This window comes from Krasilnikoviella flava, from assembly GCF_900167525.1.
Classification (GTDB): domain Bacteria; phylum Actinomycetota; class Actinomycetes; order Actinomycetales; family Cellulomonadaceae; genus Isoptericola; species Isoptericola flavus.
On record NZ_FUZQ01000004.1, the window covers coordinates 474,943 to 489,641 of the forward strand.

Annotated in this window: 13 protein-coding genes; 6 read left to right on the forward strand and 7 right to left on the reverse strand. The window is 75.6% G+C overall.

The window, feature by feature from the left end:
- Positions 1-7: 7 nt before the first annotated feature.
- The 5 genes from B5Y66_RS22550 to B5Y66_RS13160 all read right to left on the reverse strand — a co-directional run bounded on the left by B5Y66_RS22550 (position 8) and on the right by B5Y66_RS13160 (position 8,087).
- Entirely contained in the window at positions 8-1,615 is a 1,608-nt protein-coding gene (locus B5Y66_RS22550) for a GAF domain-containing sensor histidine kinase (protein WP_176168864.1), read from the reverse strand.
- Between the two features lie 445 nt (positions 1,616-2,060).
- Positions 2,061-3,077, reverse strand: a complete 1,017-nt coding sequence (locus B5Y66_RS13140; protein WP_079574922.1) for a universal stress protein — start codon at positions 3,075-3,077, stop codon at positions 2,061-2,063.
- A gap of 462 nt (positions 3,078-3,539) precedes the next feature.
- Positions 3,540-4,469, reverse strand: a complete 930-nt coding sequence (locus B5Y66_RS13150) for a universal stress protein (RefSeq protein ID WP_245807096.1) — start codon at positions 4,467-4,469, stop codon at positions 3,540-3,542.
- A 309-nt stretch (positions 4,470-4,778) separates the two neighbouring features.
- Positions 4,779-6,509 (reverse strand): serine/threonine-protein kinase, encoded by a 1,731-nt coding sequence (locus B5Y66_RS23155; RefSeq protein WP_079574923.1) that lies wholly within the window; start codon positions 6,507-6,509, stop codon positions 4,779-4,781.
- A 177-nt stretch (positions 6,510-6,686) separates the two neighbouring features.
- A complete protein-coding gene (locus B5Y66_RS13160) occupies positions 6,687-8,087 on the reverse strand; it encodes a dihydrolipoyl dehydrogenase family protein (protein ID WP_079574924.1) in 1,401 nt (466 codons plus the stop codon).
- A 222-nt stretch (positions 8,088-8,309) separates the two neighbouring features.
- On the opposite strand from B5Y66_RS13160, the gene B5Y66_RS13165 reads away from it, so the two are divergent.
- Genes B5Y66_RS13165 through B5Y66_RS13185 form a run of 5 tightly spaced genes read left to right on the forward strand, consistent with a single transcriptional unit; the run spans position 8,310 to position 12,920 of the window.
- Positions 8,310-10,061: a bifunctional 3'-5' exonuclease/DNA polymerase gene (locus tag B5Y66_RS13165; protein WP_079574925.1), complete on the forward strand. Its 1,752-nt coding sequence runs from the start codon at positions 8,310-8,312 to the stop codon at positions 10,059-10,061.
- Positions 10,062-10,085: 24 nt separating this feature from the next.
- The gene (locus B5Y66_RS13170) at positions 10,086-11,021 is read left to right on the forward strand and encodes a Nif3-like dinuclear metal center hexameric protein (RefSeq protein WP_079574926.1); all 936 of its coding nucleotides are present in this window, start codon (positions 10,086-10,088) and stop codon (positions 11,019-11,021) included.
- Between the two features lie 38 nt (positions 11,022-11,059).
- On the forward strand, positions 11,060-11,809 hold the full coding sequence (locus B5Y66_RS13175) for a zinc ribbon domain-containing protein (protein WP_079574927.1): 750 nt from the start codon (positions 11,060-11,062) through the stop codon (positions 11,807-11,809).
- Positions 11,809-12,501 carry a histidine phosphatase family protein gene (locus tag B5Y66_RS13180; protein WP_079574928.1) on the forward strand — a complete coding sequence of 231 codons (693 nt, stop codon included), beginning with the start codon at positions 11,809-11,811 and terminating at the stop codon, positions 12,499-12,501. The genes B5Y66_RS13175 and B5Y66_RS13180 overlap by 1 nt, the downstream gene beginning before the upstream one ends.
- Positions 12,502-12,554: 53 nt before the next feature.
- On the forward strand, positions 12,555-12,920 hold the full coding sequence (locus B5Y66_RS13185; protein WP_079574929.1) for a nuclear transport factor 2 family protein: 366 nt from the start codon (positions 12,555-12,557) through the stop codon (positions 12,918-12,920).
- 64 nt (positions 12,921-12,984) lie between these two features.
- Here B5Y66_RS13185 and B5Y66_RS13190 read toward each other — a convergent pair whose 3' ends face one another.
- A complete protein-coding gene (locus tag B5Y66_RS13190; RefSeq protein WP_079574930.1) occupies positions 12,985-13,320 on the reverse strand; it encodes a TfoX/Sxy family protein in 336 nt (111 codons plus the stop codon).
- A 47-nt stretch (positions 13,321-13,367) separates the two neighbouring features.
- On the reverse strand, positions 13,368-14,204 hold the full coding sequence (locus B5Y66_RS13195; protein ID WP_079574931.1) for a YaaA family protein: 837 nt from the start codon (positions 14,202-14,204) through the stop codon (positions 13,368-13,370).
- A gap of 79 nt (positions 14,205-14,283) precedes the next feature.
- Between B5Y66_RS13195 and B5Y66_RS13200 the strand changes: the two genes are divergently transcribed.
- Positions 14,284-14,667, forward strand: coding sequence for a tautomerase family protein (locus B5Y66_RS13200; RefSeq protein WP_079574932.1), 384 nt, complete (start codon positions 14,284-14,286; stop codon positions 14,665-14,667).
- Positions 14,668-14,699 lie beyond the last annotated feature (32 nt).

Below are 14,699 nucleotides of genomic sequence, written 5' to 3' on the forward strand. Positions count from 1 at the left end.
GCCGAGGTCAGCCCGTCGGGTCGGGGCTTGCGGGGATGGGGATCCGCCACGTGAGGATGCTGCCCTGTGGGTCTCGCGGGGCGATGTCGAGGGTGCCGCCGAGCTCGGCCGCGCGGTCGGCGAGGTTGATCAGGCCGCTGCGTGCCGAAGTCGACGCGAAGCCGACCCCGTCGTCGCTCACGGTGCAGAGCAGCTCGTCGGGGGTGGCCGTGACATCGACCCAGATGTGGTGTGCCGCGGCGTGGCGGGCAGCGTTGGAGAGGCCCTCGCGCAGCACCGCGTTCACGTGGTGGTGCAGCGCGGGGTCGACGAGGGTGTCGACCGGGCCGTCGATCCGGAGCACGGGGGCGTGGCCCAGCACGTGGGCGTACTCCGACACGAGCGACTGGATCTTGGCCCGCAGGGAGCGGTGCTGCTGATCGGAGGGGCGGAGGTCGACGATCGACTGGCGCACCTCGCGGATGGTGGCGTCCAGGTCGTCCGTCACGGTGCGCAGCAGGTCCTGGACCTGGGGCGGCGACTGTCGCTCGATGGCCTGCAGCTGCAGCCCCAGGGCGAAGAGGCGCTGGGTGACGCCGTCGTGCAGGTCCCGTGCGATGCGGTTGCGTTCCGCGAGGACGGCGATCTCCTGCTGCATGGCCCGGGTGTGGCGCCGTTCCAGCACGAGCGAGGCCTGGCTGGCGAAGTTGGCGACGAAGTCGAAGTCCTCGCCGAGGTTCTCCGTGTACCCGCGCCGTGGGAGGACGATGACGAGCGCGCCCCGGGTGAGCATGTCGATGGACAGCCGGGTCATGACGGCGGTGCCGTCGCCGGGGATCTCGGCCCAGCGCGTCTCGCTGCTGGCCATGGCGAGCATGAGGGCGGGGCGCAGGTCCGCGAGTATGCGCCGGGGCTCGCGGCTCAGGTCACCGGCCGCGGCGCGGACCGTGAACGTCCCGAGGGCTTCGGGAGCAGGGTCGGGCGCGATCGCCATCGCCGTCAGTCCGCCCGACGCGCGCAGGGCGGCGCGCAGGACGGCGTCGACGGCCTCGTCGGTCCCGGCGGCCCGCAGCACCTCCGAGGGGGTGGCGGCGGCCGCCTCGAGCCAGCGTGCCCGGCGCTCCGCGGTCATGAGGAGACGGGCGTGGTCGATGGCGAGACCCGCGAGTCCGGCCAGGGCGGTGACGGCGTGCTCGTCGTCGGCGGTGAACGTGGGCCCGGTCTTCTTGTCGGTGAGGTAGAGGTTGCCGAAGACGTGGCCGCGCACCTTCACGGGGAGGCCCAGGAAGGTGGTCATGGGCGGGTGCCCGGGCGGGAACCCGGACGACGACGGGTGGTGAGACAGGTCGTCGAGGCGCAGCGCCTCCTGGTGGACGATGAGGTGGCCGAGGAGCCCGCGACCCGCGGGCAGGTGCCCGATCCTCGCGCGCTCCTCGTCGGTGACGCCCTCGGTGACGAACTCGATGAGGTGCCGGCGAGACCGCCCGATCACGCCGAGGGCGCCGTAGCGCGCCCCGGACAGGGTGCACGCGGCGCGCACCACGCCGTGCAGGAGGTCGCGCAGGTCGAACTCCGTCGCGACGCCGCTGACCGCCTGCAGGATGGCGTCCTGCACCTCGGCTGAGGTCTTGTCCACGGCACGAGCGTAGGGCGGTCGGGCGCCCCGGGCCCGCCCGCCGCCCGGCACCGGAGCATGGGCAGGTCCCTGGGGCGACGGCACCCTCACACCAGGCCGGGCCAGCGGCGCACCAGCGCGGTCTGCCGCCACCAGGCGCCGAGGCCGAGCGTGCGGCCCGCGTCGCCCAGCGCGGGGCGAGATCGAGGAGGCCGATCATGAAGACCCAGTCGACCCACGCCTGGCCTGCCACGCCCTGGTAGAAGTCGGCGAACGGCCCGGCGGTCGCGTTCCCGAGAAAGCCCGCGGTGGGCTGGCCGCCGTCGAGCCACGCGCCCTCGGGCGGGGTCTCGTGCCCGAGCCCGAAGAGCTTGTCGAGAAAGGCCCACAGGAAGATCCAGCCGAGGCGGATCCGGGTGACGGCGCCCACGTACCGCAGCGCGCCTCGTGGCGGCTCCGTACGTGCTCATGGTGACGCTCCTCCAGTGGACAGGCCGCCGACGGGTGCGGCGGCATCGGGTGCGGAGAGCGGACTGTCGTCGGTGGGCGTCTGCGCCTGGTCCGCCTCGACGGGCTCGCGGGACGACTCCGTCGCAGGACGGGGAGGGACGACCTCGACCGGGCACCGTGCGTGCTGGAGCAAGGCGCGGGTCACGCTGCCGAGCACGGCCGCGATCATCCGGGAGCCCAGGGCGCCGTGCCCGTGCCGCCCGATGACCAGGAGCTCGGCACCGGCGGAGTAGCGCACCAGGGTGTCGGCGACGTCGGCGTACTCGACGTCGCTCTCGTACGGCACGTCGGGGTGCGCCCGGGCGGCCTCCTCGATGAGCCCGTCGATGATGCCGTGCGCCTGGACGCCCCACTCCTCCTGGACTGACCACTCGTCGACCAGGTAGCTGTAGAAGGGGTCCAACCGCCAGCAGTGCACGATCTCGACCCGGGCGCCCCGGAGCGCGGCGACGGCGAAGGCGTGCTCGAGCACCTCGGCCGAGCAGCCTGAGCCGTCGATCGCGGCGACGACGCGGTGCGAGTCGGCCTCCTGGGCCCAGTCGCGCGGGACGCTCACCACCGGGCAGACGGCGCGCGAGACGACCCCGAACGTGGTGCTGCCCGTGAACATCCGCTCCACGAGCGAGGCGGAGCGGTGACCGAGCACGATGAGCCGGGCGCGCTCACCGGCGGCGGCGAGGACCTCGACCGCGGGGCCGAGCGCCACCTGGAGCTTGACGCCGACCCGGCCGTCCGAGTGCTCCTCCACCGCGTCGCGGGCCTCCGCGAGCAGCTGGTGACCGACGTCGACGAGCGGCTCACCGCTGATCAGCGGGAGCATCGGGCCCACTGGGACGATCTCGTGGACCGCGTTGACCAGCCACAGCGCGCAGCCGTCGCGCTCGGCCTGGCGGACGGCGAACGCCAGCGCTCGGGAGGCCTCCGGCGATCCGTCGATCCCGACGACGATGGGGCGGTCCGGCGTGGTGCCCATGGTGTGCTCCAGTCCCCGACGCGGGCGTCGGTGCTGCTTCCACCGTTCTCCGCGGCGCGGTGGACCGGCAGAGGCATGTGCCACATCCCGCCGGGGCCGTTGGACCCCGGCCCCCGTGCGGAGCCCGGGCGGCCGTGCGCCGGGACCACGTGACCAAGGGCCCAGCCCTGGCGGGTCGTGTGGACCTGTCGAGCTCCCGTGGCGGCGCGTCGGGCGAGACCGCGTCCTCGACGCTTCGTCGCGGGGTGTGGCGCGGCGTGGTGCCGTACCCGAGACGCATCAGCATCTGCGGCGGGGCGTCGAGGGAGAGGCCTGCCGCAGGTCGTGGCGGGTGGTCGGGTTCTCCAGCACCGTGGTCGCGAACGACGCACGGACGAAGTAGGTGGTGGCCACCAGCAGCAGGCGCTTGTGGCCTGGCCGGCGGCGACCCAGTCGTGCGCGCCGTGCGCACGCACCCGCCGGTCAGCTCTTGAGGATCTCGCCGAAGCGCTCGAGGACGAGCGGGGCGTGCTGCGGGACGCCCGTCAGCGGGACGACCTCGACCGGTGCGCCCGGGTGCCCGAGGACCGCCCGCGTGGTGGGGCCGAGCCGGCCGGGGTGCTCGATGTCACGCCGCCGCCGGGCGAGCAGCAGGACGTCCGCGCCCGCCGCGGCGTCGGCGAGGACCTGAGCGGCCCGGCCCGGGACGACGGAGACCTCGACCTCGACGTCCGGGAAGCTGGCACGCCAGTCGGACACCGTCGACTCGAGGAGCCGCGTGGCGGCGATCACCCATTCGCCGGTCACGGACCTGCCGCGGTCCAGGGACGCATAGGGGTCGGGCACCTTCCACACGTGCATCACCTGCAGCAGCGCGTGCCGGGCCGCCGCGAGGGGGAACGCGTACGCCAGGACCTCGCTGGAGGCCGGCTCGACGCCCACCAGCACACGGCCGTGCTGCGTGGGCTGCCAGGCCCCGTCGATCACCGCGACGGGCACGGGCGCACGTGCGGCCACACCGGCCGTCGTGGTGCCGACGTAGACCCGGTCCAGGCCGTGCCGGGTCTCCCGGCCGAGCACCAGCAGGCTGCCCGCCGCGGCGGCCACCGCGAGCTCGACCACGCGGCGTCCCTGCCGCAGCACGCCGTCGACCGTGAGGTCCGGGTCCAGGGCCCGGGCGCTGCCGACCGCCTCGTCGAGGATCCTCTGCGCCACCTCGACCAGGGCGTCGCGAGGGTAGTCCATGTACGGCATCGAGCCGCCCACCGGCAGCGCCGTCGGCGCGACGTGGACGATCGTCAGGCGCGTCCGTCGTCGTCGCGCCTCGTGGATCGCGTACCGGACGGCGCCCTCGCTGCGGTCCGTCCCGTCCACGGCGACGACGACCGGTGCCGGGCGTGCGGAGCTGTTCATGATCCTGTCCTTCCTCGGGGCGCGGACGGTCGGGGTCGACGCGACGTCACCACGCTGTCAGGGCCGGCGGGCGGCCGACAGGGTCGTTGGTCACGTCCGGGCGGGACGCAGTTCCCGGCGCGGGCCGGTCCGACGGCCCTGGGTGCGGCCGCACGCCCGGCCGCACGATCGGGAGGACGGGGTGCCGGACCGTGTCCCGCGTGCCGGCCGTCCGCGACCTGTCGGACCGCCTGCTGGGCGCCATCGAGGACGACATCGCCGAGATCGAGCACCGCGACGTCCAGCTGCGGCGGTCACCCCCGGGCCTGATTACTGCGGGGTGCCCGTGCTGCCGCCGCCGCCCGCCGCGTCGCCGGTGGGCTCGGGCTCGGCGGGCGGCGTCGTCTCCTCGTCCGTGGGGTCGGGCTCCGGCTCGGTCGTCTCGTCCGTGGGATCGGGCTCGGGCGACGTCGGTTCGTCGGTGGGCTCGGGCGTCGAGGTGGGCGTCGGGGTCGAGGTGGCCGTGGGCGTCGGCGTGGAGGTCGGGGTGGGCGTCGACGAGGGCGTGGGTGTCGGCGTCGGCGTCGGGGTGTTGGTCGGGGTCGGCGCCCTCGTCTGCTCCGGGCGCGACGTCGGGGCCGTGTCGGTGGGTGTCGGCGGCGCCGTGGTCGGTCGCGTCGTGGTCGCGCTGGGGGAGGGCGACGGACTGTGCGTGACGGGCGCGACCGGCGCCCCGCCGTCCGTGTCCCGGAAGTACCAGAACGCGCCCGCGCCCAGGGCCGCCACCAGGACCACGGCCAGGACGAGGAGCAGGACGCGTCGTCGGTCGCCGAAGAACCCGCCGGGCGCGGACGGCTCAGGCTCCTCGGCAGCCGGCACGCCCGCGACCGGGGTGTCGGCCGGCGGCTCCGGCGGCGGCCCGGCGAGCACCTCCGTCGGCGCCTCGTCGTTCTCGGACAGGGGCGCGGTTGCGTCGGCCGCGCCGATCAGCCGGGTGCGCTGCAGCTCGGCATCGGCCGCTGCGGCGGCGGCGGCCACGCCCGCGGCACCGAGCGCCGCGGTCCGGTGCGGGTCCTGCTCGGCGATCTGACCCATCGTCATCGTCTGGTCGCCGTCCGGCGCGGCCCCCGGCACGGCGGCCCCGCCGCCGGGGCCGAGGAGGGCTGTCAGGGCCTCGCCCATCGCCCCGGCGGAGGCGTAGCGGCGCGCGGGGGTCTTGGCCATCGCACGGGCGACGAACCGGTCGACGGCGGCGGGGACGGCGGCCTGCCGCGCGGACGGCGCGGGCACGGGCGCCCCGACGTGGGCCAGCAGGACGTCGCCGGGCCGGGAGCGTTCGTAGGGCGGGTGGCCGGTGAGGGCGAAGTACGCCAGGGCGCCGACCGAGTACAGGTCGCTGCGCGCGTCGAGCGGGCGGCCCTGGGCCTGCTCGGGCGACATGTACGACGCCGAACCGGCGACGAGATCGCCGTCGCCGTCGCCGCCGCCAGGCGCGGTGAGCCCGAGATCGAGGAGGCCGACCGACATGCTGCCGTCGTCGTGGGTGTCGACGACGACGTTGCGGGGGCTGACGTCGCGGTGCACCAGGCCGGCGTCGTGCACGGCTGCGAGCGCCTCCAGCAGGCCGCCCACGACGGAGAGGGCGGCCGGCCACGGCAGGCCCGTCCCGGCGGCGACCTCGGAGAGCGGCTGTCCGGGGAGGTGGCGCATGAGGAGCCAGGGGACGTTCGCCCCCGCGACCTCGTCCTCGCCGGTGTCGAGGACCTTCGCGACACCGGGGTGGTCCACCTGCCGCGACGCCGCGATCTCGCGGGCGAGGGAGGCGCGCGTCGCCTCGTCGTCGACCAGGTGCGGGTGGAGGATCTTGACGAGCAGTTCGGACTGGTCGCCCGTGCCGGCGGAGCCGTCACCGGAGTCCGCGGGCGTGTCCGCGGGGCGCACGCGCGACGCCTCGTAGACGGTGTAGGTGCCCCCGGTCCCGAGGATGTCGCCCAGCTCGTACTTCCCGCCGAGCACCACGTGCCCGCCCGCCGGCTCCTCGGCCGGGTCCTTCGGGGTCATGCCGCGCACCGGTGGCGGGGCGGGGTGTCGGACGGGGCGCCCGCGGACGAGGGCGTCAGGACGGCGAACTCGGTCATTTCAGTCATGGGCCATCACAGGATAAGCGGTGCGGTCAGCCGCTGCACGGCCCGTCCGTGGGCACGGAGCCTCAGCGGTCGTGCTCCTCCCCGGACCGGCTCACGTCTCGTCCAGGTCCGCCAGCGCGCTCTCGATCGCGCGGTGGAACGTGGGGTAGGCGTAGATCATGTGGCGCAGCTCGGCCACCGGTACGCGCGCCTGCACGGCGAGCGTGAGGACGGCGAGGATCTCGCCGCCGGCGGGTCCCGCCGCCGTCGCGCCCACGAGCACGCCGGCGTCCGCGTCCTCGACCAGCTTGATCAGGCCCTCGTTGCCGGGGCCATGGACGAACCCGCGCGACGACGCGGCCAGGTCGGTGCTGCCCGTGCGCACCGACAGCCCGGCGTCGCGCGCCGCGGCCTCCGTGAGGCCGACGCCCCCGATCTCCGGGTCGGTGAACGTCACGTGCGGCACGGCGCGGTAGTCGGCCCGCTCCGCACCGCCCTCGGCTCCCGCGAGGATGTCCGCGACGGCGATGCGCGCCTGGTACATGGAGACGTGGGTGAACGCCCCGTGGCCGGTGACGTCGCCGATCACCCACACGCCGTCGGCCGCCCGCAGCCGGTCGTCGACGGCGATCGTGCGCCCGGTGTCGTCGATACCCACCGTCGCGACGCCGAGCGCCCGCAGGTCGGTGCGGCGGCCGGCGGCCACCAGCAGCCGTTCGGAGACGAGCTGCGTGCCGTCGCCGAGCGTGAGGGTGAACCCGCCGCCGTCGTGCGAGACGGAGGTGACCTTCGCATCCTTCCGCACCCCGATGCCCTCGGCGGCGAAGCGTTCCGCGAGGAGCGTGCTCGCCTCGGGCTCGTCGGCGGCGGCGAGCCGCGGCCCTGCCTCGACCACCTCGACGGCGGTGCCGAACCGGGCGAAGACCTGCGCCAGCTCGCAGCCGATCGCCCCGCCGCCGAGCACGGTGAGGGACACCGGCGCCTCGGTGGCCCGCACGGCGTCGCGGTTGGTCCAGTACGGGGTCTGCGCCAGGCCGTCGACGGGCGGCACGGCGGGCTCCGTGCCCGGGTTCAGCAGCACGCCCCGCGTCGCGCGGAACCGGCGCTCGCCGTCCGGGGTCGTCACCGCCACCTCGCCGGGACCCATCAGACGGCCCCGCCCGCGCACGACGCGCGCGCCCGCCTTCTCCAGGCGCTCCACGGCCGCCGTGTCGTCCCAGTCGGCGGTGGCATCGTCGCGGACGCGGCGCGCGACGGGGGCCCAGTCGGGCGCGACGTCGACCTGCCCGGCGAGGCGGCCCGCGCGGCGGGCCTCCGCGAGCGCGTCCGACGCGCGCACCATCATCTTGGTCGGGATGCAGCCGAAGTACGGGCACTCGCCGCCGACGAGCCGCGCCTCGACGGCGACGACGTCGAGCCCTGCGCGGGCGAGCCGGCCGGTCGCGTCCTCCCCGCCCGGGCCGGTGCCGATCACCACGACGTCCACGGTCTCGACGGGCTGCTCGGTCGTCATGCGGTCCTCCTGGCGCTCGGGTCGGCGGTCGGGCGCGCCGACCTCGGTCAGCGCACCATACGGGCGGGGTCGTCGCGCGCCGAACGGGCGCGCGGCGGTGCGAACCTCCGTTCTGCCAGGTGGGGACCATGCACCTTCTCGCGGTCCGTCCGCCTGACCTGGCCCGCCCGACAAGGCCACCCGACCAGGACGGCCGTCGGTGGCAGACGGCAGGATGGCGGCGTGCACGTCGTCCTGACCAGAGAACCCGGCGGCAATGTCCGCGTGCACGACGGTGCGTCCCGCGCCGTGCCCGCCGCGGACCTGCCCGCGCTCGTGGTGGCGGCCGAGGAGGGCGCCCGCGGGGGCCCCGCGGTGCCGCGGTGGACGTGGGACGACACGAACCGCTGGTACCTCGGGCTGCTGCGCGCGGGCGTCCGGGTGGAGCGGTCGCACGACCTGCGCCTCGTCCACCGCATCCTGCGGCAGTCGTCGGCCGCCGCCGGGTCACCGCTGGCCACCGCGCCGCCCGGTCCGTGGGACACCATGGCGCCGACCCCTCCCAGCGCGGTGCAGCCTCCGGGAGCCCGCCGGGCGCCGCAGGATGCGGCGCTCTTCGACCTGGCCCTGCCCGCGCCGTCCGCCCGCGCCGACGAACCCGGCACCAGCGCGACGGACCCCGTGGCGCAGCTGCGCCTCCAGGAGGCGGCCGTCGCCGGCTCGTCGGCACCCGGACGGCTGCGACTGCTCGCGGCGGGGGAGTCGGCGGGTGCTCTCGTCGCGGCCGAGATGCACCACGCGGGCCTGCCGTGGCGGGCCGACGTGCACGACGCGATCCTCACCGAGGCCTTGGGGCCGCGACCGGCCGAAGGGCACCGCCCGGCGCGTCTCGAGGAGCTCGCACGGCAGATCCGTACGGCCCTCGACGCCCCGCCCTCGCTCAACCCCGACTCGCACCCGGACCTCCTCAAGGCGATGCAGTACGCCGGCGTGGGGGCGCGCAGCCTGCGCAAGTGGGAGCTGGAGAAGCTCGACCACCCCGTCGTCGCGCCGCTGCTGGAGTACAAGAACCTCTACCGGCTGCTCACCGCCAACGGCTGGCACTGGCTCGACGAATGGGTGACGGACGGGCGGTTCCGCACCGAGTACGTGGTGGGCGGCGTGGTGACGGGGCGCTGGGCGTCCACGGGCGGCGGCGCGCTGCAGCTCCCGAAGGGCGTCCGACGTGCGGTGGTCGCCGACCCGGGGTGGTGCCTGGTGGTCGCCGACGTCGCCCAGCTCGAGCCCCGCGTCCTGGCGGGCATGGCCGGTGACGAGGCGATGGCCGGCGCCGGCCGCGCCGGCGACCTGTACGCCGGCATCGTCGCCTCCGGGGCGGTGCCGACGCGCGAGCTGGCCAAGGTGGGCATGCTCGGTGCGATGTACGGCGGCACGACGGGCGCGAGCGCGCAGGTGCTGCCGCGCCTCGGCCGGGAGTACCCGCGGGCGATCGCGCTGGTCGAGGAGGCGGCGCGCACGGGCGAGCGCGGGGGCGTCGTGACGACGTGGCTCGGCCGGTCGTCCCCGGTGCCGGGCTCGGCGTGGGACGAGGCGCAGGCGGGCGCGTTCGCCGACGACGCCGGTGCCGACGCGGCGGCGCGCGCCCGGTCCGTCACCCGCTCCTGGGGGCGGTTCACCCGCAACTTCGTGGTGCAGGGCACGGCGGCGGAGTGGGCGCTGTGCTGGCTGGCGTCGATCCGGCGTCGGCTCTGGGCGCTCGGCGCAGCCGGCGGCGCGCGGCCGGGCCTCGCCCCCGCCCCGTTCTCCGACCGCCCGCACCTCGCCTTCTTCCTGCACGACGAGGTGGTGGTGCACGCCCCGCTCGAACTCGCCGACGTGGTCGCCGCCGAGGTCCGTGCCGCGGCCGAGGAGGCCGGCCGCCTCCTGTTCGGCGGCTTCCCGGTGGACTTCCCGCTCACCGTCGAGACCGTGGACTCCTACGCCGACGCCAAGTAGCGGCCCGCCGCTTAGGGTCGGGCCATGACCACCGGCAGCCCGAGCACCCCCGTCCTGCGCGACGTCGTCGCCGTCCTCGAGGACCTCTACCCGCCGGCGACGGCGGAGGGCTGGGACGCCGTCGGTCTCGTGGTCGGCGACCCCGCCGCGCCGGTCGGCAAGATCCTGTTCGCCGTCGACCCGGTGGCGGCGGTGGTCGACGAGGCGATCACGTGGGGTGCCGACCTGCTGGTCACGCACCACCCGCTGTTCCTGCGGCCGGTGCACTCGGTGGCGGCCACGACGTTCAAGGGCGACGTGGTGCACCAGCTGGTGCGCGCGGGCTGCGGGCTGTACGTCGCGCACACCAACGCGGACGCGGCGCCGCGCGGCGTCGCGGACGCGCTCGCGGACCTCGTCGGCATCACCGACCGTCGACCGCTCGTGGCCGGTGCCGACACCGACTCCGACACCGCCGTCGGGGCCGCGCGAGGGATCGGGCGGGTCGGCCGCCTGGCCGAGCCCACCACGCTCGGTGCGTTCGCCGAGCGCGTGGCGGCCGCGCTGCCGGCGACGGCCCAGGGCGTGCGGGTCGCGGGGGACCTGAGCGCGCCTGTCACCACCGCCGCGGTCGTCGGAGGGTCGGGGGACTCGCTGTTCGACGCCGTGCGCGCGGCCGCCGTCGACGTCTACGTGACCGCCGACCTGCGCCACCACCCGGCCTCCGAGCTGCGGGAGCGGGCGGAGTTCGAGGCGGGCGCCACCGGTGCCGGCGCGGCCACGCCGTTCCTCGTGGACGTGGCCCACTTCGCCAGCGAGTGGCCGTGGCTCGCCTACGCCGCCGAGGACGTCGTCGCGCGGCTCGAGGGGGTGCCCGGAACGGGTTCCGGAGAAGGTACGGTGACCACGAGGGTGAGCACGATCGGCACCGACCCGTGGACCGCGCGGGTCGCGAGCACCGTGCGTGAGGCTGTCCGCTGACCGCCCCGACCAGCTGAATCACTGCGAGAGGACCGCCCGTGGCCACTGCACCCCCCGAGGACCAGCGCCGACTGCTCGAGGTCCAGGCCCTCGACACGCGGCTGCAGCAGCTCGTGCACCAGCGCCGGAACCACCCGTCCCTGGCGACCATCGCGCAGCTCGACGGCCGCATCGGCGACCTCCACACCTCGCTCGTCGACTCGCGCACGGCCGTGGCCGACCTCGAGCGGGAGCTTGCCAAGGCGGAGTCGGACGTCGCGCAGGTGCGCACCCGCGCCGACCGCGACCAGCAGAAGCTCGACTCGGGCGCCCTGTCGGCGAAGGACTCCCAGGCCCTGGTGAGCGAGCTCGAGTCCCTCGCCCGGCGCCAGGCGGTGCTGGAGGACGCCGAGATCGAGGTCATGGAGCGCCTGGAGGCGCACCAGGGCTCGCGCGCCGAGGTCGAGTCGGCGCACGCCGAGCTCGAGTCGGCCAAGGCGAAGGCCACCGCCGAGCGCGACGAGGCCTGGGCCCAGATCAACGCGACCGGGTCGAAGGTCAAGGCGGAGCGGGAGGCCACCGCGGCGGGCCTCGACGCCGGCCTGGTCGCCCTCTACGACAAGCTGCGTGCCCAGCTCGGCGGCCTCGGCGCCGCGGCGCTGCGCGGCGGCCGGTGCGAGGGCTGCCGCCTGGACCTGAACCCCGGCGACCTCGCCGCCGCCAAGGCGGCCCCCGCCGAGCAGATCGTGCGCTGCGAGGAGTGCGGCCGCATCCTCGTGCGCCTGGCGGACGAGGGCGCGGTCGCCTGATGGCTCGCCCGTCCGGGGCGAGCCCCCTGGCGGGTGGGGGAACGACGACCGTCGTGCTGGTCCGGCACGGAGAGACGCCCATGACCGAGGCGCGCGCCGCCTGCGGCGGCTCCCTGCCCGGTCCTTCGCTCACCGCCCGGGGCCGCACGCAGGCCGCCCGCGCCGCCGACGCCGTGTTCCGGGTCGGCAAGGACCTGTGGCCGGACCTGCCTCGTGCCGGCGCGCTCGTCGCGTCGCCGACGGCGAGGACGCTGGAGACCGCCGCGGCCGTCGGGCGGCGCATCGGGCAGCACGTCCGGCCCGACGAGCGGTTCACCGAGTGCGACTTCGGCGCGTGGGAGGGCTTGACCCCCGCACAGATCGCTGCCGACTGGCCCGGCGAGCGCGCGGCCTGGGCAGCCGGCACGGATCCCGCGCCCGGCGGTGAGTCCTACGCACAGGTCGGCGAGCGCGCCTGGGCAGGTCTGCGTGACGTCGTCGCCGAGGGCGACCCCACCGTCACGACTGTCGTCGCCGCGCACCTCGTGGTCGTCCGCGCGCTGGTGGGTCGTGCTCTCGAGGCGCCGGCGTCGTCGTGGCGCCGCGTGCACGTGCCGCCCTGCGCGCTCACCGTGCTGCGGTTCGGCCTCGGGGCCGACGGGGAGCCCGTGCTCGCGGAGGCCACAGCCGTGGGCTTCCCGACCGACGTCTGAGGCTGCCAGGCGCGATCCTGATCGGACCGGTGTGCGCTGCGTAGACTCGCGCGATGAGTCTTCTTGCTGCGGAGCACGCGCTCCAAGCCGCCCAGCGTGCCGGTGACGTCGACGCACTGGAGGCATTGCTGCATCCGAGCTGCGTCGGCGCCGGCCCGGACGGGTCTGTCTTCACCAAGGCAGACGACCTGGAGAGCTACCGCTCGGGTTCATTGCAGATCACCCGCCTGGACGAGGAGTCGCTCGACGTCCAGGAGGACGTCCTGAGCGGAGTGACCAGGCTGGTCGCCGCTGTGGAGGCGATCCAGGGCGGCACCACGGTTTCCGCGCGGCTGGCCTACACGCGCCTCTGGGTGCGAGCGGACGAGGGCTGGCGGGTCCTGGCTGCCACGCTCGCACCAGCCGCTGAGCCTGCCTGACCCGGACGCCGGCGAGGCGACGCGCTCGTCCTCGGACGGTCCGCTCCGGGCGTGGCACCCCGCCCTAGCGCCTGGGCGGCTTGGGCGGCCGCGCGAGCGCGAGGTCGACTCCTCGCGCCACCCACCCGCGGAGCGCGTCCTCGTCGGCGGTGACCGACGCGGGCACACCGACCATGCCGCGCATGACACGGTCGCCCATGCGCAGCTCGTGCGCGCCGTCGGCCAGGGCGGCTTCGTCGTCGGTGCCGACGTGCACCATGAGCTCGTCGCGCGTGATCCCGACGGCCATGTGCGTGTGCACCATGAACGCGAGGCCGCCGAACATCCGCTGCTCGGTGAAGTCCGCGAGCCCGGCGACGGTGTCGCGCACACGGGCGGCGAGCTCCTCGTCGTAGGCCATGGGGCCAGTCTGCGCCGGGCGCCGCGACTCCGCCGCGCCGGCTCGGCTCAGGCGATGACGACCTCGAGCGTGCGCGGCCCACGTCGCGTGGAAGCGTCGTGCAGGGTCGCCTCGACCATCCGGTAGGACAGCCCGGTGCCGACCTCCGTGCCGATCACCTGCCCGTCGAGCTCGCGGGCGGCGGCGAGCAGCTCCGTGGCGCTGGTCGGCGCGGGTCCCGAGCGGCGCAGCAGGTGGCCCGTGAGCACGCCACGCGTGTGCTTGGCGTTGTGCGAGACGACGGTGCGCTTCCCGTCCGCCTCGCGCACCACCCGGACGGTCACCCAGTCCGCTGCGGCGTCGCCGGTGGTGGCCGGCTTCCACGCGGCGAGGTAGGCCGCCGAGCGGCAGTCGACCACGACGTCGCCCGCGGCCCGCGCGTCGAGGGCGGCGGACAGGTGGGGGCGCCACGCCGTGGCGAGCTTGCCGACGCCGGGCAGGTCCACGCCCATGGACAGCCGGTAGGCCGGGATGAGGTCGGCAGGGGAGACGGCGCCCCACAGGCCGGAGAAGACGCGCACGTCGTGGGCGGCCCGTGCTGCGACGTCGTCGGGGAGGTCGGCCAGCCCGGCCGCGGCGTACAGCACGCCCGTGTACACGCGGGACGCCGGCGCCGTGGGCGCGTCCTTGAGGTCGGTGTTGCGCGTGACCTCCGCGCCGAGCGAGGCGCCCACGCCCAGGAGATCGGTGGCGTCCGGTCGCGCGCTCACCGCGGCGAGCGCCTCGAGCACGAGGCGGCGCTGGTCGCTGAGGTGCTCCGCGCCCGTGAGCCGCGCCAGGTCGACCGGGGCGGCGCCGTCGGGCGCGGGCGTCTTGCCCTCGGAGGGCGGCAGGCAGATCAGCACCCCGACACCCTATGGCGGGGTGCTCGGCTGGTGGACGCGCCGGTGACAGTGGCGTCCGTCACCGCTAGCGTCGCCGGGCATGGTCCAGGTGAAGGTCTACGGCAACCGACGGGTGTGGGGTCAGCGGCGTGCGGAGGTCTCCGACGCGCTCCACGCGGCGCTGGTCGGGGCCTGGCAGATCCCCGAGGACAAGCGGTTCCACCGGTTCCTGCTGCTCGACGACGGCGACCTCGTCGCCCCGCGCTCGGACGACTACCTGATGATCGAGATCGTCGCGTTCGCCGGCCGCTCGCGGGAGGCGAAGCGCGAGCTGATCCGCCGCGTGTACGACGACGTCGCCCCCGCGCTCGGTGTCGCGGCGGACGACGTCGAGCTCGTCGTGATCGAGGCGCCCGCCGAGAGCTGGGGCATCCGCGGGCGCTCCGGCGACGAGCTGTCGCTGAGCTACAAGGTCGATGTCTGAGCGTGGGCGTCTGATCAGCTCGGCGGCGCATA

Excerpts from the sequence above, each read along its gene's own strand:
- B5Y66_RS23155 (WP_079574923.1), bottom strand. The coding sequence starts at position 6,509 with ATGACCCCGAAGGACCCGGCCGAGGAGCCGGCGGGCGGGCACGTGGTG.
- B5Y66_RS13200 (WP_079574932.1), top strand. The coding sequence starts at position 14,284 with ATGGTCCAGGTGAAGGTCTACGGCAACCGACGGGTGTGGGGTCAGCGG.
- B5Y66_RS13185 (WP_079574929.1), top strand. The coding sequence starts at position 12,555 with ATGAGTCTTCTTGCTGCGGAGCACGCGCTCCAAGCCGCCCAGCGTGCC.
- B5Y66_RS13170 (WP_079574926.1), top strand. The coding sequence starts at position 10,086 with ATGACCACCGGCAGCCCGAGCACCCCCGTCCTGCGCGACGTCGTCGCC.
- B5Y66_RS13180 (WP_079574928.1), top strand. The coding sequence starts at position 11,809 with ATGGCTCGCCCGTCCGGGGCGAGCCCCCTGGCGGGTGGGGGAACGACG.
- B5Y66_RS13190 (WP_079574930.1), bottom strand. The coding sequence starts at position 13,320 with ATGGCCTACGACGAGGAGCTCGCCGCCCGTGTGCGCGACACCGTCGCC.
- B5Y66_RS13160 (WP_079574924.1), bottom strand. The coding sequence starts at position 8,087 with ATGACGACCGAGCAGCCCGTCGAGACCGTGGACGTCGTGGTGATCGGC.
- B5Y66_RS13150 (WP_245807096.1), bottom strand. The coding sequence starts at position 4,469 with ATGAACAGCTCCGCACGCCCGGCACCGGTCGTCGTCGCCGTGGACGGG.
- B5Y66_RS13140 (WP_079574922.1), bottom strand. The coding sequence starts at position 3,077 with ATGGGCACCACGCCGGACCGCCCCATCGTCGTCGGGATCGACGGATCG.